Annotated in this window: 17 protein-coding genes, 1 tRNA gene and 1 riboswitch; of the genes, 8 read left to right on the forward strand and 10 right to left on the reverse strand. The window is 67.7% G+C overall.

Annotation, left to right across the window (positions count from 1 at the left end; translation table 11 throughout):
* Positions 1–158: 158 nt before the first annotated feature.
* On the reverse strand, positions 159–878 hold the full coding sequence (locus VYI76_RS15980; protein ID WP_326525806.1) for a dienelactone hydrolase family protein: 720 nt from the start codon (positions 876–878) through the stop codon (positions 159–161).
* A gap of 72 nt (positions 879–950) precedes the next feature.
* Between VYI76_RS15980 and gpmA the strand changes: the two genes are divergently transcribed.
* Both gpmA and VYI76_RS15990 read left to right on the forward strand, forming a co-directional pair.
* Positions 951–1,646, forward strand: coding sequence for a 2,3-diphosphoglycerate-dependent phosphoglycerate mutase (gene gpmA / locus VYI76_RS15985; RefSeq protein WP_326525807.1), 696 nt, complete (start codon positions 951–953; stop codon positions 1,644–1,646).
* A gap of 42 nt (positions 1,647–1,688) precedes the next feature.
* Positions 1,689–1,790: riboswitch (yybP-ykoY riboswitch) on the forward strand.
* Positions 1,791–1,876: 86 nt separating this feature from the next.
* Positions 1,877–2,455 (forward strand): manganese efflux pump MntP, encoded by a 579-nt coding sequence (locus tag VYI76_RS15990; RefSeq protein WP_326525808.1) that lies wholly within the window; start codon positions 1,877–1,879, stop codon positions 2,453–2,455.
* A gap of 4 nt (positions 2,456–2,459) precedes the next feature.
* On the opposite strand, the gene VYI76_RS15995 is transcribed toward VYI76_RS15990, so the two are convergent.
* A complete protein-coding gene (locus VYI76_RS15995; protein ID WP_326525809.1) occupies positions 2,460–4,157 on the reverse strand; it encodes an acyl-CoA dehydrogenase in 1,698 nt (565 codons plus the stop codon).
* A 49-nt stretch (positions 4,158–4,206) separates the two neighbouring features.
* Here VYI76_RS15995 and VYI76_RS16000 point away from each other — a divergent pair, with 49 nt between their 5' ends.
* Together VYI76_RS16000 and aqpZ are read left to right on the forward strand one after the other, a co-directional pair.
* Positions 4,207–5,166 (forward strand): L-threonylcarbamoyladenylate synthase, encoded by a 960-nt coding sequence (locus VYI76_RS16000; RefSeq protein WP_443018982.1) that lies wholly within the window; start codon positions 4,207–4,209, stop codon positions 5,164–5,166.
* Positions 5,167–5,229: 63 nt separating this feature from the next.
* Complete coding sequence (aqpZ, locus tag VYI76_RS16005; RefSeq protein ID WP_326525810.1) at positions 5,230–5,961, forward strand: aquaporin Z; 732 nt, start codon at positions 5,230–5,232, stop codon at positions 5,959–5,961.
* 22 nt (positions 5,962–5,983) lie between these two features.
* On the opposite strand, the gene msrA is transcribed toward aqpZ, so the two are convergent.
* On the reverse strand, positions 5,984–6,526 hold the full coding sequence (msrA, locus tag VYI76_RS16010; protein ID WP_326525811.1) for a peptide-methionine (S)-S-oxide reductase MsrA: 543 nt from the start codon (positions 6,524–6,526) through the stop codon (positions 5,984–5,986).
* A gap of 70 nt (positions 6,527–6,596) precedes the next feature.
* Between msrA and galE the strand changes: the two genes are divergently transcribed.
* Positions 6,597–7,592, forward strand: a complete 996-nt coding sequence (galE, locus tag VYI76_RS16015) for a UDP-glucose 4-epimerase GalE (RefSeq protein ID WP_326525919.1) — start codon at positions 6,597–6,599, stop codon at positions 7,590–7,592.
* On the opposite strand, the gene VYI76_RS16020 is transcribed toward galE, so the two are convergent.
* From VYI76_RS16020 to folK, 3 genes are all read right to left on the reverse strand, one after another.
* A complete protein-coding gene (locus VYI76_RS16020; protein ID WP_326525812.1) occupies positions 7,573–8,262 on the reverse strand; it encodes a phosphatase PAP2 family protein in 690 nt (229 codons plus the stop codon). The two genes, galE and VYI76_RS16020, sit on opposite strands and share 20 nt — an antisense overlap.
* Before the next feature lie 22 nt (positions 8,263–8,284).
* Positions 8,285–8,360 (reverse strand) — tRNA-Lys (locus VYI76_RS16025).
* Positions 8,361–8,852: a 2-amino-4-hydroxy-6-hydroxymethyldihydropteridine diphosphokinase gene (gene folK / locus VYI76_RS16030; RefSeq protein ID WP_326525813.1), complete on the reverse strand. Its 492-nt coding sequence runs from the start codon at positions 8,850–8,852 to the stop codon at positions 8,361–8,363. It abuts the tRNA gene before it with no gap.
* 91 nt (positions 8,853–8,943) lie between these two features.
* Here folK and VYI76_RS16035 point away from each other — a divergent pair, with 91 nt between their 5' ends.
* The gene (locus tag VYI76_RS16035) at positions 8,944–9,600 is read left to right on the forward strand and encodes a uracil-DNA glycosylase (RefSeq protein ID WP_326525814.1); all 657 of its coding nucleotides are present in this window, start codon (positions 8,944–8,946) and stop codon (positions 9,598–9,600) included.
* On the opposite strand, the gene VYI76_RS16040 is transcribed toward VYI76_RS16035, so the two are convergent.
* Positions 9,597–10,019: a hypothetical protein gene (locus tag VYI76_RS16040; protein ID WP_326525815.1), complete on the reverse strand. Its 423-nt coding sequence runs from the start codon at positions 10,017–10,019 to the stop codon at positions 9,597–9,599. The two genes, VYI76_RS16035 and VYI76_RS16040, sit on opposite strands and share 4 nt — an antisense overlap.
* A gap of 2 nt (positions 10,020–10,021) precedes the next feature.
* Entirely contained in the window at positions 10,022–10,870 is an 849-nt protein-coding gene (gene aguB / locus VYI76_RS16045; protein ID WP_326525816.1) for an N-carbamoylputrescine amidase, read from the reverse strand.
* A gap of 96 nt (positions 10,871–10,966) precedes the next feature.
* Between aguB and VYI76_RS16050 the strand changes: the two genes are divergently transcribed.
* Positions 10,967–11,137 carry a hypothetical protein gene (locus VYI76_RS16050; protein ID WP_326525817.1) on the forward strand — a complete coding sequence of 57 codons (171 nt, stop codon included), beginning with the start codon at positions 10,967–10,969 and terminating at the stop codon, positions 11,135–11,137.
* A gap of 1 nt (position 11,138) precedes the next feature.
* Here VYI76_RS16050 and VYI76_RS16055 read toward each other — a convergent pair whose 3' ends face one another.
* Positions 11,139–12,110, reverse strand: coding sequence for an agmatine deiminase family protein (locus VYI76_RS16055; protein ID WP_326525818.1), 972 nt, complete (start codon positions 12,108–12,110; stop codon positions 11,139–11,141).
* Positions 12,111–12,141: 31 nt separating this feature from the next.
* Entirely contained in the window at positions 12,142–13,803 is a 1,662-nt protein-coding gene (locus VYI76_RS16060; protein ID WP_326525819.1) for a M28 family metallopeptidase, read from the reverse strand.
* A gap of 128 nt (positions 13,804–13,931) precedes the next feature.
* On the opposite strand from VYI76_RS16060, the gene VYI76_RS16065 reads away from it, so the two are divergent.
* Entirely contained in the window at positions 13,932–15,923 is a 1,992-nt protein-coding gene (locus VYI76_RS16065) for an alpha/beta hydrolase family protein (protein ID WP_326525820.1), read from the forward strand.
* Positions 15,924–15,952: the final 29 nt, after the last annotated feature.

The raw sequence follows: 15,952 nt of genomic DNA on the forward strand, positions 1-15,952 counted from the left end.
CTGGGCCTAAATCCGCCCGCCGCCTTGGCGGTTGCCCGGACGCGCCCGCCGGCTGCGTCGCGAGTCTTGCAGGTAGCGCCGCTACCTGCTGCACCCCGCTCCTTGCCGGACGAACACGTTCGGGCAATCACGACCGCCACGAATAATGGGTCCTGACCCTAGGCGAACAGCTCGCCCAGGAAATCGCGCATCGCAGCCCAGCTGCGACGGTCGCTGTCGGGGTTGTAGCCGAATCCCGGCCGCGCGGGGGCGGACGGATCGGTGAAGGCGTGGCCGGTGTCGCCAAAGGCGTGAAGCTGCCAGTCCGCGCCCGCCGCGGTCATTTCCTCGCCCAATGCGACGACGCTGTCGGGCGGCGCGAGCGGATCATCCCAGCCGTGGCAGATCAACAGCTTGGCCGCGATCGGCGAGACGTTGTCGTAAGGCGGCGGATCATAGATGCCATGGAAGCTGACCACGCCGAGCACATCGCCACCCGACCGCGCGAGATCGATCACGCTCTTGCCGCCGAAGCAATATCCGATCGCGGCGGTGCGCGTCACATCGACCTCCGGCAGTGCGTGTAGCGCGGCGACACTGGCGTGGAGCCGATCGCGCAGCAACGCACGATCGGCGGCGAGCTCGTTCATGTAGATCGCCGGATCGGGCGATTCCCGCGTGGTCCGCCTGCCCCGGCCGTAGGTGTCGCAGGCGAAGCCGACATAGCCGAGCGCGGCCAACGCCTCCGCCTTCATGGTATCGAATTCCTTCTGCCCCAGCACGTTGGGGACGATCATGACGCCCGGCCGTGGCCCGGTTGCAGCGTCGTCCCATGCGACGACGCCCTCGAACGGCCCGCCGGGGCCGTCGTAGATGTGGGTGCGGCGCCGGATCGTCATAGCTTCTCTTCCTTGCACGAACGCGCTTCCCCTCTCTATCAGCCGGGCCGAACGATCAAGGAAGCGTAGCCCATGCCAACCCTCGTCCTCATCCGCCACGGCCAGTCGGCGTGGAACCTGGAAAACCGCTTCACCGGATGGTGGGACGTCGAACTGACCGAGCAGGGCACCCGCGAAGCCTGGGCCGCGGGCGAGGCGATGAAGGCGGCGGGGCTCGACTTCGACATGACCTTCACCAGTTTCCAGACGCGAGCGATCAAGACGCTGAACCTGGCGCTGGAGGCGATGGGGCGGCTGTGGCTGCCGACCGAGAAGTCGTGGAAGCTGAACGAGCGCCACTATGGCGGCTTGACCGGCCTCGACAAGGCGGAGACGGCCGCGCTGCATGGCGACGATCAGGTCAAGATCTGGCGCCGCAGCTTCGACATTCCCCCGCCCCTGCCGGAGGAAGGCTCAGCCTATGACCTATCGAGGGAGCCGCGCTACCGCGGCATCGCCATCCCCCAGACGGAGAGCCTGAAGGACACGATCGCGCGCGTGCTGCCATATTGGAACGAGCGGATCGTGCCGGAATTGAAGGCGGGCAGGCGCGTGCTGATCGCCGCGCACGGCAATTCGCTACGCGCGCTGGAAAAGCACCTCTCCAGCATCTCCGACGCGGACATTACCGGGCTGGAGATCCCGACCGGCCAGCCGATCGTCTACCAGCTCGACGAGGCCCTGGCGCCGGTCGAGCGCTACTACCTGAGCGAGCGTACGGCGGGCTGATCGCCGATCCGGTTGATCCCACCCGGCCGATCGCATAGGGTATCGGCCACGTCCTTGGGGAGTAGCCACCCGCCACGCGGGGCTGTCGTCAACATGCTTGGTCGGATTCGGCCATGGCGACAGCAGCGGACATCGCGTCCGCCCGGCAAGACCAACGGCATGGCGTGTCCCCACCTCGGGCCGGGGGGCGCCTGTCGTATGGTGAGTCCGGCCCCTGGGTGATTTTAACGATGGCGGGTATCTTGACGCTCAGCGCGCTCGGCGCGAGCCTTTCGGTCGATGCGTTCGCGGCGGCGCTGGGCAAGGGCGCGGCGAACCGGAACGTGCGTTGGTGGGATGCTGCGCGGGTCGGCATGGTGTTCGGCCTCTTCGAAGCGCTGACCCCGGCAATCGGCTGGCTGCTCGGCTATCTGGTCAACGACTGGATCGCCGACTGGGATCACTGGGTCGCCTTCGTCCTGCTGGCGATCGTCGGCGGGCATATGGTACGCCAGTCGTTGTCGGTGGACGCCGCCGAAGCGGCGGAGGCCGCACCCATGGAGGCCAGGCCCAACTACTGGCGGCTGTCGTTGACCGCCATCGCCACCAGCATCGATGCGGCAGCGGTGGGGATCACGCTGGCGCTGATGGAGGTCAATCTGTGGGTCGCCTGCCTCATCATCGGGGGCATCACCGCCGTGGTGGCGACCGGCGGCGTTATACTGGGCCAGCGCGTAGGCCCGTACCTGGGCCGCTATGCCGGAATCGTCGGCGGGCTGGTGCTGTTCGCGATCGGCGGATCGATCCTGGTGCAGCATTTGTCGGCCTGATCACTCAGGCCGACAGGGTTTCCGCGTCGATCGCGTAAAGGGCGTCGGCCAAGGCGGTCGCGGCCGCCTTCAGGCCCATCGCTTCGGGCACGACCTGTTCGACGTAGAAGCGGCAGGCGGCGGCCTTCCCCTTGAGGAACGGTGTGTCGCCGCGCGCCGCGAGGCGGCCCTGCTTCTCCATCAGCCAGCCACACACCGCGACCGAGAGCATCGTCAGGAAGGGATAGCTGGCGGCGAGGCGATCGTCGGGACCAGCGGCGAGCAGGTGACGCGCCACATCGTCGCAGACGGCGATCAGGTCGCGCAGGCCGGTGTCCTGCGCATCGTCCCGCATCTCCGCGAGCAGACGCTGGAAGACGCCGGCATTGTCCAGCCCCAGCTTGCGCCCGACCAGATCGGCGGCCTGGATACCGTTGGTGCCTTCGTAGATCGGGGTGATGCGCGCGTCGCGGTAATGCTGAGCGGCGCCGGTTTCCTCGATATAGCCCATGCCGCCATGGACCTGCACGCCGATGCTGGCGACCTCGCAGCCGATGTCGGTGCCGTGCGCCTTGGCGAGCGGAGTCAGCAGGTCGAGCCGCCCTTTCGCTTCCGCATCGCCGGCGTTGGCGCGGTCGACCTGGCCGCAAGCGAGATAGACCAGAGCGCGCGCGGCCATCGTCTGCGCCTTCATGCGCAACAGCATGCGGCGGACGTCGGGATGCTCGACGATCGCGACCGGCCCGGCGCCTGGCGCCGACGCACGCGGCGACTGGATGCGCTCCCGGGCGTAGCGGATCGCGCGCTGGGTCGCGGCCTCCGCCACCTGCACGCCCTGCAACCCGACGTTGAGGCGCGCGTTGTTCATCATCGTGAACATCGCGCGAATGCCGCCCATCTCGCCGCCGATCAGTTCGCCGATACAGTCGCCATTGTCGCCGAAGGACAGCACGCAGGTGGGCGAGGCGTGCAGGCCCATCTTGTGTTCGATGGAGACGACGCGGACGTCGTTGAACTCGGCCGGATTGCCGTCGGCGTCGAGGCGGTATTTTGGCACGAGGAACAGCGACAGCCCCTTGGTGCCGGCGGGCGCATCGGGGGTGCGGGCGAGCACGAGGTGGACGATATTGTCCGCCATGTCGTGATCGCCGAACGATATGAAGATCTTCGTCCCCTGGATGCTGAACGTGCCGTCGCCGCGCGGGGTGGCGCGGCTGCGCAGCGCGCCGACGTCGCTGCCCGCCTGTGGCTCCGTCAGGTTCATCGTGCCGGTCCATTCACCCGACGACAGCCTGGGCAGATAGGCCGCCTGCTGCTCTGGCGAGCCGTGGTGGAGCAGCGCTTCGATCGCGCCGACCGTCAGCGTGGGGGCAAGGGCGAAGCCCATGTTGGCGGCGCCCAGCGTTTCCAGCACCGCCGCCGACAGGACGAAGGGCATGCCCTGCCCGCCGAACGCCTCCGGCGATCCGATCGTGCCCCAGCCGCCCTCGACATAGGCGCGATAGGCTTCGGGATAGCCAGCGGGCATCTTGACGCCGGCTTCGGTCCATTTCGGCCCGTCGGTGTCGCCGGCACGGGCGAGCGGCGCCCATTCGCCGACAGCGAAATCCCCCGCCCCTGCGAGCACGGCGTCGAGGATGTCGCCATCGACGCCCAGATCGCCGATCACGGCGACATGCTCCAGCACGAACTTCTGTTCGGCGGTGGGGGCGGTGAAGGTCATGGCATCCTCTCGCTTGTACAACGCGACGCTCGCCTATAGCCGGCACGGTGTGAGCGCAATTGCTACCCGAACCTTACCCTACGGCGAGGCCGCGATCGCCGACGCCGCCGCGGTGATCGCTGCCGGCGGGTGCGTCGCTGTGCCGACCGAGACGGTCTACGGCCTGGCCGCCGACGCGACCGATTCGGATGCGGTGGCAGGCATCTATGCGGCCAAGGGGCGGCCGAGCTTCAACCCCCTGATCGTCCATGTGCCCGATCTGGCGGCGGCGGAGGCGATCGCGGTGTTCGACGATGCGGCGCGCGCGCTGGCGGCGCGGTTCTGGCCCGGACCGCTGACGCTGGTGTTGCCGATGCGGCCGGGGGCGGTGGCGCGGCTGGTGACGGCGGGGCTGGATACCGTCGCGGTGCGGGTGCCCGCCCATCGCGCGATGCAGGCCCTGCTGCGCGCGTGCGGCAGGCCACTGGCGGCGCCATCGGCCAACGCCAGCAACCGGATCAGCCCGACGCGCGCCAGGCATGTGCTGGCGACGCTCGACGGGCGGATCGCGCTGGTGATCGACGACGGGCCGACCAGCGCGGGGCTGGAATCGACGATCGTGGATGGTCGGACTGCCGAGGTGCTGCGGCCGGGACCGATCTCCTTCGCCGACCTGTTCCCCGGCGAGGGTCGTGACGTGCTTCACACCCGTCTCGCGACTGGGCCCCGGCCTTCGCCGGGGCACGTGACGGCGCCGGGGCAGCTCGCGTCGCACTATGCGCCGACAAAGCCGCTACGGCTGGACGCAGGCGAGCACCGCGAGGGCGAATGGCTGATCGGCTTCGGTGCCGTCGCGGGGGACGACACGCTGTCCGCCATCGGCGATCTGACCGAGGCCGCGGCGCGCCTGTTCGACGCGCTCCACCGCGCCGACGCGAGCGACCGGGCGGCCATCGCGGTGGCGCCGATCCCCGACGACGGTATCGGCGCGGCGATCAACGACCGCTTGCGCCGCGCAGCTTATCGCTGACACGTGTCTTTACGCATCCGTTACAACCGCTAGCATGCTCCCGGAACTGATGGGAGAGACTCGATGAGCAACACGCAACGTGGCCTCGCCGAACTGCTCGGCACATTCTGGCTGGTGTTCGGGGGATGCGGCAGCGCCGTTCTGGCCGCCGCCTTCCCCGAGGTCGGGATCGGCCTGGCCGGTGTGTCGCTGGCGTTCGGGCTGACCGTGCTCACCATGGCGTATACGGTCGGCCACGTCTCCGGCTGTCATCTGAACCCGGCGGTCACGATCGGCCTCTGGGCCGGGGGGCGCTTCTCCGCGAAGGACATTCCGCTCTACATCGCCGCGCAGGTCATCGGCGCCGCGCTGGCCGCCGGCCTGCTCTACGTCGTCGCGACCGGCAAGGCCGACTATTCGCTCGCCGCGAACGGCCTGGCGGCGAACGGATATGGCGAGCATTCGCCGGGCGGCTATGCGCTGCTGTCGGGGCTGACGATCGAGGTGGTGCTGACGGCGGTTTTCGTGATCGTGATCCTGGGCTCGACCGACAAGCGCGCGCCCGCCGGCTTCGCGCCGATCGCGATCGGGTTGGCGCTCACGCTGATCCATCTCATCAGCATTCCGGTGACAAACACCTCCGTCAATCCGGCGCGCAGCACCGGCCCGGCGCTGATCGTCGGGGGCTGGGCGCTGCAGCAGCTGTGGCTGTTCTGGGTAGCGCCGATCGCCGGCGCGGTGATCGGCGCGATCGTCTATCGCACGATCGCCCCGGAAGCGAAGGAGCGGCCCGCGATCGAGGGCGCGCCGCTCTGATCCACGTACGGCGCGGCGGTCGTCAGGCGACCGCCGTCGCCGCCTTCGACCGGGCGGCGAACGACTTGCGCAGCTTCTGGAGTTTGGGCGGGATGACCGCGAGGCAATAGGGGTTGCGCTGGCCCTCATCGTCCCAATAGGCCTGATGGTAATCCTCCGCCGGATACCATTCCGCCGGCGGCTCGATCGTCGTCACGATCGGCGCGGGCCAGTTGGCCGCGTTGCGCGCTATCGCCGCTTCCGCCGCCGCCTTCTGCGCATCGTCATGCGGAAAGATGGCCGAGCGATATTGCGTGCCGACGTCATTGCCCTGGCGGTTGAGCTGGGTCGGATCGTGCGTCGCGAAGAAGATGTCGGCGAGGTCGTCGTAGCTGACCTGGGCCGGATCATAGGCCACGCGGATCGCCTCGGCATGGCCGGTGTTGCCACCGCACACCTGTTTGTAGGTGGGATTGGCGACGTGGCCGCCGATATAGCCGCTCTCGACAGTGTCGACGCCGATCACGTCCTTGAACACCGCCTCGGTGCACCAGAAGCACCCGCCGGCAAAGGTGGCCGTCTCCATTGCTACGCTACTCCTTGCTAACCGCTGATAGATAGGGTTGAGCCGGGACCGCACAATGGAAGAACGAATGATGATCGACGGCAGCGTGATGGTGACGGGCGGCGCGGGCTATATCGGCAGCCATGCGGTGCTGGCGCTGCTCGACGCGGGATACCGCGTGGTCGTGATCGACAACCTGGTCACCGGGTTCGAGTGGGCGGTCGATCGCCGCGCGGAATTCGTGCCGATGGCGGTCGAGGATGCCGAAGTCTCCGGCGTGATCTCCGCGCACAAGGTGCAGGCGATCCTGCATTTCGCAGGCTCCGTCGTGGTGCCCGAATCGGTCAGCAACCCGCTCAAATATTACAGGAACAACACCGCCGCCTCGCGCAGCCTGATCGAGACGGCCGTGGCGGGCGGGGTAAAGCACTTCATCTTCTCCTCGACCGCGGCGACCTATGGCATCCCCGACACGGTGCCGGTGGCGGAAGGCGACCGGCAGGTGCCGATCAACCCATACGGCATGTCGAAGCTGATGACCGAGGCGATGCTGCGCGACGTGGCGGCGGCGCATCCGATGAACTTCGCGGGCCTGCGCTATTTCAACGTCGCGGGCGCCGATCCCGAAGGGCGGTCGGGCCAATCGACCGCGGGGGCAACGCACCTCATCAAGGTAGCGGTCGAGGCGGCGCTGGGCAAAAGGAGCCATGTCGGCGTGTTCGGCACCGATTTCGCGACGCCCGACGGGACGGGGGTGCGCGACTATATCCACGTCACCGATCTGGCGGCCGCCCACGTCCATGCGCTCGAACTGCTGGTCGCGCAGCCGGGCGAGAGCCATTTCCTGAACGCCGGCTATGGCAAGGGTTTCTCGGTGCTCGAGGTGCTCGACGCGGTGGATCGCGTGACTAACCTGACGATCGATCGCCGATTTGAGAGGCGACGCGCGGGCGATCCCGACGCACTGATCGCGGACAATGCGGCGATCCTGAAGGCGCTGCCGTGGCGGCCAGGGCATGCCGACCTCGATGGGATCGTCCGCGATGCGCTGGCGTGGGAACGCAGCCTCAGCGAGCGCGGCCTCTGATCCTCGCGCCGGCCAGCCACCACGCGCCGGCCCACAGCGCGCCGAACGTCCAGCCGGTCAGCACGTCGCTGGGCCAGTGGACACCCAGGTAGACGCGGCTGAACCCGATCGCCAGCACCAGCAACGCGGCGCCTGCCAGGATCGCATCGCGCGTCCAACGGCCGTGGACGACCTGGCTGGCGAGCGCGGCGATGGTCAGATAGACGATCGCGCTGTTGGCGGCATGGCCGCTGGGAAAGCTCTTGCCCGACACCTCAACCAGATGATCGACGATGTCCGGCCGGGCGCGGGCGAACAACAACTTGATCTGCGTCACCAGCAGCGCGCCGCTCGCCGTCGCCGCCGCCACCAGCGCCGCGGTCAGCCACAGGCGGCGCGTCGCCAGCAGCAGGATCGCGGCGGTCGTGACCAAAGTCAGCACCGTCGTGCCGCCGAGCGCGGTAATATCGACCATCGCGTTGTGCAGCGGCCCGGCTGAACTGCGTTCACGCAGCGCGAGGATCAGCGGGCGATCGAACGCGAAGCCGTCGCCCATCAGCCAGCCGATCACCAGCACGACCGCCACCGCCAGCGCGGCGACCCCGCCCGCCCACAACAGGCGCGGCGGGCGGCGGACACCGGGAGCGGCGGTTTCGGCGACGGCGATGTCGGCGGACGGGTCTGCGGTCATGCGAAAGCCCCAGCGGATCCGATGGTGAGCTCGCCGGGGCTCGAACCCGGGACCTACAGATTAAAAGTCCGTTGCTCTACCAACTGAGCTACGAGCTCTCACCATCGGGAAGCAGCGCGACTAGGGGCAGGCGGGCGGGCGGTCAACCGCGCGCGAAGCTGGCGGACGGTCAGATGCGTGATCGGGTCTCGCCAGCCGGGGGCGATTGCCGCCAGCGGGGCGAGGACGAAATCCCGATCGCGGAAGGCCGGATGGGGGATCGCCAGCCCGCGCGACACCCACGCCCCGCCAGACCAAAGGATGATATCGAGATCGAGCACGCGCGCGCCCCACCGGCGGACGCGGCGGCGGCCGAAATCGCGCTCGATCGCCTTCAGCCGCGCGAGCATCGCGGGCGGATCGAGATCGCTGGTGAGCAGGACGGCAGCGTTGGCGTAACGGCGGCGCGAGGGGCCGAGCGGCGTGCTGTCGACAATCCGCGACGCGGTGCCGCCGAGCAGATCGAGCGCCGCACGGACCTCCGCCGCCGGCGAGCCGTGGCGTCCGGGCCGGTTCGATCCGATGGCGATGGCGTAGAAGTTGGCGGGCATCGCTTTCTACCTACCCGCTCCCCGCCCTGGACGGGAGTGGAGAGCATGGGCGACCTTCGACACCGGATGTCGGACGGGATAGGAGGCGCCGATGCTTTCCCCCCTGCCCGCCACCGAAGCGCCGCTCGATTGCCCGCGCTGCCCGCGCCTCGCCGCGCTGCGCGATATGATCCGCATCGAGCATCCCGACTGGTGGAACGCGCCCGTCCCGGCCTTCGGCGATCCCGATGCCTGGCTGGGCATCATCGGCCTGGCGCCGGGCAAGCATGGCGCGCACCGCACCGGCCGCCCGTTCACCGGCGACGGCGCCGGGCCTCTGCTGTTCGACACGCTGGCGGCGCATGGCCTGGCCGAAGGAAGCTATGACGCGCGCGCCGACGACGGGCTGCGGCTGACCGGCGCGATCATCATCAACGCCGTCAAATGCCTGCCCCCCGAAAACAAGCCGACGCCGGAGGAAGTGCGCACCTGCCGCGATTATCTGGAGGTGCAGGCCGCCGCGCTGCCCAACGCGCGTGTGTTCGTCGCGCTGGGGCAGATCGCACACCAGTCGGCGGTCAAGGCGCTGGGCGGCAAGCTGCCGAAGTGCCGGTTCGCGCACCTGGCCGAACACCGGATGCCCGATGGGCGCATCCTGATCGATAGCTACCACTGCTCGCGCTACAACCAGAACACCGGGCGGCTGACGCCGGCGATGTTCGACGCTGTATTCGCGCGGGCGGTCGCGCTGCAAAACGACGCAATTTAAGGCCGCTTGTTGCTTGTCCAGAGTCGCGCTTGTTCCGGACCAAATTTTGTGTGGCCAGGCATTCTCAAATCTGACCGGATGGCGTCAACCAGGGCGGCAAGTAGCTGACTATCCTTCGAATAATCCCGCCCAACATTCGAATGCGAAATATGCTCACGATACGCATGATGCGCCGAGAGAACCTCATCTGGGGCAATCAGCAGGAGATTATTGGATGCTCGCGCAAACTCGCGCTGCGTATCACTTGATGCCATGCCCTCGACGTTCTGCGCCACTGCGTCGATGAGTTCTTTATAATATTCAAGCTTTTCGCTTCGCCAAGCCGCATCAAGTTGCATGCGTCGGTTGAGTATGAACGTAACCAAGGCCCCCAGCACGACCGTAACCGCGGCAATCAGGCTGGGAACAATGGCGATCACACTCAGATATCCTGCACCAGCCGCTCATAGAGGTCGGGCCGGCGATCGCGGAAGAAGCCGAAGGCGGCGCGGTGGCGCTTCACCCGATCGAGGTCGAGCGTGGCGGTGATGACGCCTTCCTCCTCACGATCGAGTTCAGCCAGAATATCGCCGCGCTCGTCGGTGATGAAGCTGGTGCCGTAGAAGGTCTGACCATGTTCCACGCCGACGCGGTTGGCGGCGATCACGGGCACGACGTTGCTGACCGCATGGCCCACCATCGCGCGGCGCCACAGCCGTGCGGTGTCGAGCGAGGTGTCGTGCGGCTCGCTGCCGATCGCGGTGGGATAGAACAGCACCTCCGCCCCCATCAGCATCAGCGCGCGCGCGGTTTCGGGATACCATTGGTCCCAGCAGATGCCGACGCCCAGCTTCGCCGCCGGCCCGTCCCACACCTTGAAGCCGGTGTTGCCCGGGCGGAAATAGAATTTCTCCTCATAGCCGGGGCCGTCCGGAATATGGCTCTTGCGATAGACGCCCTGGATGCGGCCGTCGGGGTCAATCATCGCCAGGCTGTTGTAATGGTGCGGTCCGTCCGCCTCGAAGAAGCTGGTCGGGATATGGACCTTCAATTCGTCGGCGAGCGCCTGCATCGCCAGCACCGCCTTGTGCTCGGCGGTGGGCTTCGCGTTGGCGAACAGCCCTTCGTCCTCGACACGGCAGAAATATTCCCCCTCGAACAGTTCGGGCGGCAGGATCACCTGCGCGCCCCGCGCGTGCGCCTCACGCACCAGTCGCGAAACGTTGGCGATGTTCGCGTCGATGTCGGCGGAGAAGGCGAGTTGGAGCGCGGCGACGGTGATTTCGGTCATGTCGCGGCATGTAGGGGATGTTGCGCGACGCGCCAATCGCCGGCGTCAATCGACCCATGCGCCTTGCCGTGTTAATACACGCGCAGGAGGCTGTTGATGGCACCCGAAAAGCTGATCGAATTGGTAAGGCGGTTGCGCCGCACCGATCTGCCCGCCATCCTGCGCCAGCCGCCGCGGAAGCGGCCGGGCGCATCGGGAGCAGCCTGCGCAGCGCCGATCGGCCCTGCGCCCCCGCCGATGCCGGGCGGCGCCGTGGTCGAACCGTAACCTAACGCTTCGGAATTTGCTGGCTGATGCAGTGGAAGCTGCCGCCACCGGTCAGGATCGCGTCGGCGCGCAAGCCGATCGCGGTGCGGCCGGGAAACAGCGCGCCGATCGCCGCCACCGCCGCGTCGTCGTTGGCCTGGCCGTAGACGGGCACCACCACCGTGGCGTTACCGATGTAGAAGTTCATGTAGCTGGCCGGCACGATCTCCTCATCGGCGTTGAGCACCCGGCCGGGCGACGGCAGGCGCACCAGCTCGATCCCGAACGCCTCGGCGCGGGTGGCGGCGTCCTGATAGACGCGCCAGTTGGGGTCGTTCTCCTCCGGCTCCGGGATCGCCAGCCGGTTGGGGCCGACGAACCGCGCGAGATTGTCGACATGGCCGTCGGTGTGGTCGTTGAGCAGGCCGTCGCCGAGCCACAGGACACGGCCGTAGCCGAGATCGGACGCCAGCTTCGCCTCGATCTCCCCCTGCGGCATCCGTCCGTTGCGGTTGGGATTGAGCAGGCATTGCTCGGTGGTGACGACAAGGCCGGTGCCGTCGCCGTCGATCGCCCCGCCTTCCAGCACCCAGTCGCACCATCTGACCGCGATGCCGCGATCGCCGGCCAGTCGCTCGCCGATATCCTCGTCACCCGGCAGGTCGTACTTCCCGCCCCAGCCGTTGAAGCGGAAATCGCGCGCGCTGCCGTCCCCGGTCAGGATCGCGGCGGTATCGCGCAGCCAGATGTCGCCGAACGGCTGGACGACCACCTCGGCGAACGGCGCCATCGCGCGCGCCGCCTCCGCCGCCTCGCCGTCAGCGGCGACCAGCAGCACCCGCTCGCCCCGCCCGTCGGCATGGACGGCACGCGCGAACGCCACCACTTCCTCACGCGCGGGATCGAGATCGTCGAGCCACAACTCGCCATGCGACGGAAAGCCGATCCACACCGCGTCATGCGGCGCCCATTCGGGAGGAGGAGCCTGTGTCATGCCGCAGATGTAGGACGGGCAGCACCACTTGTCATTTGCGCGCAGCCCCCTCCCTGCTCTTGTCGCGGATCGCGCGGAATTCGTCGCCGGTCACCCAGTTGGGCCATTCTGTGGTGGTCGCGAGCGAGCGGCCGACGCGGTAGTAGAGCTTCAGGTCGGCGGCGACACCGTCCCAGTTCCAGTTGGGATCATATTCGTCCTTGGGGCCGTGATAGCGATTCGCCTCATAATCCTTGGCCGCCGCCTCGCCCGCCGCGCGACCGCCGGAGATCAGATCGTCGCCGCCCTCGAAATAGAGCATAGGCACGCCCTTGCGCGCGAAGGCGAAGTGATCGGAGCGGTAGTAGAAGCCCTTTTCCGGCGTCGGCTCGATCGTGGCGACGCGGTTGTCCACGGCCAGTGCGCGTTCGAGATAGGTGTCGAGATCGGACTTGCCCTTGCCGATCACCACGACGTTCTTGGCAGGCCCAGCCATCGACAGCGCGTCCATGTTGACGCCCGCCACCGTCTTCGCGAGCGGGAACACCGGGTTGGCGGCGTAATATTGCGCGCCGAGCAGGCCCGATTCCTCCGCCGTCACCGCCAGAAACACCTGGCTGCGCGTGGTCGGTCCCGCCTTCACATTGGCTTCCGCCAGCGCGACCAGCGCCGCTGTGCCGGTCGCATTGTCGATCGCGCCGTTGCAGATATCGTCGCCGTCCGGCGCCTTCTCGCAGCGGCCGAGGTGATCCCAGTGCGCGGTGTAGAGGACGTATTCGTCCTTCTGCGTGGTGCCGGGCAGCAGCGCGACGACGTTCTTAGACATGTGCTTGCGGATCTGGTTGTCGAAGGCGACCGACGCCCTCACGCCCAGATCGACCGCGCGGAAGCCCGACTTCCTGGCGGCAGCGGTGAGCGCAACAAGATCCTGCCCAGCCGAGGCCATCAGCGCCTTCGCCTTGTCATTGCTGATCCAGCCGATCGCCGCCGACTGATCGGCGTTCGCATTGGCGCTGTCGGCGACCTGCTGTGGGCCGGTCCAGCTCGACTGGACGACGTTCCAGCCATAGGCGGCGGGTACGGTATCGTGGACGATGATCGCGGCGGCGGCGCCCTGGCGCGCGGCCTCCTCGAACTTGTAGGTCCAGCGCCCGTAATAGGTCATCGCGCGGCCGCTGAACGGGCCGGTCAGCCCCTCGTTCTCATAATCGGGATCGTTGACGAGGATGACGACGGTCTTCCCCTTCACATCGACACCGGCATAGTCGTTCCAGTTCTTTTCCGGCGCATTGATGCCATAGCCGACGAAGACGACGGGCGAATCCTTGATGTCGATCCGCTTGCCGTCGCTGCGATAGGTGCCGACGACCATTTCGGGGCCATAGGCCGCGCTGACGGTCGCCTTGCCGCCGGTGAAGGTCAGCGGCGAGACGTTCTTCGCGGTGATCTCGACCAGCGGCACGTCCTGAAACCAGCTGCCGTTGTTGCCGGGCTGAAGCCCCAGCTTCGAGAATTCGGCGACGAGCAGGTCGAGCGTCTTCTTCTCGCCCGCGGTGCCCGGCGCACGGCCCTCGAACTCATCGGACGAGAGCTGCTGGACGAGACGCTGCATCGTCGGGATCGCTGGCGCGACCTCCGCAGCGGTATCTCCGCCCCCGCCGGACTGGCAGGCAGCGAGCAGAGCGAGCGGCAGGAGCAGGGAAAGACGGCGCATCGGCGCACTCCGGAAAAAACGGTCGGGATGGTGGAGGGTGTGACAGCGGACGCGCGCCCGGACAAGCCCGGTTGCCATCGACGGCGCGCGGGCTAGGCTGGACGGCATAACAATACAGGGGTGGATCGATGCGTTTCCTGAAAGGCCTGGCGAGCACTACCGCGATCCTTACCCTATCGACCGCGCAAGCGCAGACGCAGGCGCCGATGAGCGCGACCGATGCCGCCGCCGCGTTCGGCGCGCGAGAGAATCTGCAAGGCATCAGCCTGTCGCCGGACGGCAGCAAGGTGGCGATGATCGTAGCGGGGCAAGGGCGCAGCGCGATGCTTATGATCGGCGATCTGGTGGCCGGTGGCGCACCGAAAACGCTCACGCGGACATCGGGCGATCCCGATCAGCTGAACGGCTGCGACTGGGCGAGCACGACGCGGCTGATCTGTTCGGTGACGATCCGCCAAAACGTGAACGGCCAGCATCTGTCGTTCGGCCGCCTGATCGCGATCAACGCCGACGGCACCGACATGAAGGTGGTGTCGGCCCGCGACAGCAGCCGCGCGATGGGACTGATGCAGCACGGCGGCCGGCTGATCGATTGGGGCGGCGGCGATTCGGGCGGCGCCACCGCGCTGGTCACGCGGCAGTTCGTTCCCGAGGACTCGCTCGGTACCCGCATGGCGGAGACGCGGCAGGGACTGGGCGTCGAGATGGTCGACACGAAATCGCTGAGCCGCCGGGTGGTCGAGCCGCCACGCGACGACGCGGTGGACTATATCAGCGACGGGCACGGCACCGTACGCGTGATGGGGATGCGGCCGCCCAATGCGCAGGGTTATGACGGATCGCGGATCATCTACCTGTACCGCAAACCCGGCAACCGCGGTTGGGACCGGCTGAGCGAATATGAAGTCGCCACGCGCAACGGGTTCAATCCCTACGCCGTCGATCGCGACCTGAACGTCGTCTATGGCTTCGACAAGCTGAACGGGCGGCTGGCGCTGTTCAAGGTGGCGCTGGACGGCAGCCTGAAGAAGGAACTGGTCCATGCCCATCCGCAGGTCGATGTCGACGGGCTAGTCCGTGTCGGGCGGCACCAGCGCGTGGTGGGCGTCAGCTACGCGACCGATCACCGCGTCGCCGAGTTCTTTGATCCCGCGACCAAGGCGCTGCGCGACAGCCTGTCGCGCGCGCTGACGGGCAAGTCCTTGAGCGTGATCGACGCCAGCACCGACGAGAGCAAGCTGCTGGTGTTCGCCGGCAGCGACGTCGATCCGGGGCGCTACTATCTGTTCGACAAGGCAGCGAAACGTCTGGAGGAAGTCGCCGCGGTCCGGCCTCCGCTGGGCAAGGTCACGCTGGCGGCGGTCCGGCCGGTGACCTACCCAGCCGCCGACGGGACGACGATCCCCGGTTATCTGACGCTGCCGCCCGGCGCGACATCGGCCAAGGGCCTGCCCGCGATCGTCATGCCGCACGGCGGGCCGGAGGCGCGCGACGAGTGGGGCTTCGACTGGCTGTCGCAGTTCTTCGCCAACCGTGGTTACGCGGTGCTCCAGCCCAATTTTCGCGGATCGTCGGGCTATGGCGACGCGTGGTTCCAGAAGAACGGCTTCCAGTCATGGCGCACTGCCGTCGGCGACGTGAACGACGGCGGCAAGTGGCTGGTGAAACAGGGCGCCGATCCGGCGAAGCTGGCGATCTTCGGCTGGTCCTATGGCGGCTATGCCGCGCTGCAATCGCCTGCGCTGGACCCGGCGCTGTTCAAGGCGATCGTCGCGGTCGCCCCCGTCACCGACCTGGACATGACCCGCGAGGAAGCGCGCGGCTATACCCATTTCCCCCAGGTCGATGCGTTCATCGGGCGCGGCGCGCACCTCCGTGACGGATCGCCCGCACGCAACGCCGGCACGATCAAGGCGCCGGTGCTGCTGTTTCACGGCACCCGCGACACCAATGTCGGTCATGCCCAGTCACGGCTGATGGCGGATCGCATCCGCGACGTGAAGGGACAGGTAGACTATGTCGAGTTCGACGCGCTCGACCATTATCTGGACGACGCTGCCGCGCGGACGCGGATGTTGAGCCAGTCGGACGCCTTCCTGCGCAAGGCGATGGGGATGTGAACGAAGAAGGGCGACTCCCGTGAGGGAGC

This window comes from Sphingomonas sp., assembly GCF_035910975.1.
In the GTDB taxonomy this organism is placed as follows: domain Bacteria; phylum Pseudomonadota; class Alphaproteobacteria; order Sphingomonadales; family Sphingomonadaceae; genus Sphingomonas.

Bases quoted from the DNA above. Each gene is read 5' to 3' on its own strand.
- aqpZ (WP_326525810.1), top strand. From the start codon at position 5,230: ATGAGCAACACGCAACGTGGCCTCGCCGAACTGCTCGGCACATTCTGG.
- VYI76_RS16020 (WP_326525812.1), bottom strand. From the start codon at position 8,262: ATGACCGCAGACCCGTCCGCCGACATCGCCGTCGCCGAAACCGCCGCT.
- VYI76_RS15990 (WP_326525808.1), top strand. From the start codon at position 1,877: ATGGCGGGTATCTTGACGCTCAGCGCGCTCGGCGCGAGCCTTTCGGTC.
- gpmA (WP_326525807.1), top strand. From the start codon at position 951: ATGCCAACCCTCGTCCTCATCCGCCACGGCCAGTCGGCGTGGAACCTG.
- aguB (WP_326525816.1), bottom strand. From the start codon at position 10,870: ATGACCGAAATCACCGTCGCCGCGCTCCAACTCGCCTTCTCCGCCGAC.
- VYI76_RS16060 (WP_326525819.1), bottom strand. From the start codon at position 13,803: ATGCGCCGTCTTTCCCTGCTCCTGCCGCTCGCTCTGCTCGCTGCCTGC.
- msrA (WP_326525811.1), bottom strand. From the start codon at position 6,526: ATGGAGACGGCCACCTTTGCCGGCGGGTGCTTCTGGTGCACCGAGGCG.
- galE (WP_326525919.1), top strand. From the start codon at position 6,597: ATGATCGACGGCAGCGTGATGGTGACGGGCGGCGCGGGCTATATCGGC.
- VYI76_RS16065 (WP_326525820.1), top strand. From the start codon at position 13,932: ATGCGTTTCCTGAAAGGCCTGGCGAGCACTACCGCGATCCTTACCCTA.
- VYI76_RS15980 (WP_326525806.1), bottom strand. From the start codon at position 878: ATGACGATCCGGCGCCGCACCCACATCTACGACGGCCCCGGCGGGCCG.
- VYI76_RS16055 (WP_326525818.1), bottom strand. From the start codon at position 12,110: ATGACACAGGCTCCTCCTCCCGAATGGGCGCCGCATGACGCGGTGTGG.
- VYI76_RS16050 (WP_326525817.1), top strand. From the start codon at position 10,967: ATGGCACCCGAAAAGCTGATCGAATTGGTAAGGCGGTTGCGCCGCACC.
- VYI76_RS16035 (WP_326525814.1), top strand. From the start codon at position 8,944: ATGCTTTCCCCCCTGCCCGCCACCGAAGCGCCGCTCGATTGCCCGCGC.
- VYI76_RS15995 (WP_326525809.1), bottom strand. From the start codon at position 4,157: ATGACCTTCACCGCCCCCACCGCCGAACAGAAGTTCGTGCTGGAGCAT.
- folK (WP_326525813.1), bottom strand. From the start codon at position 8,852: ATGCCCGCCAACTTCTACGCCATCGCCATCGGATCGAACCGGCCCGGA.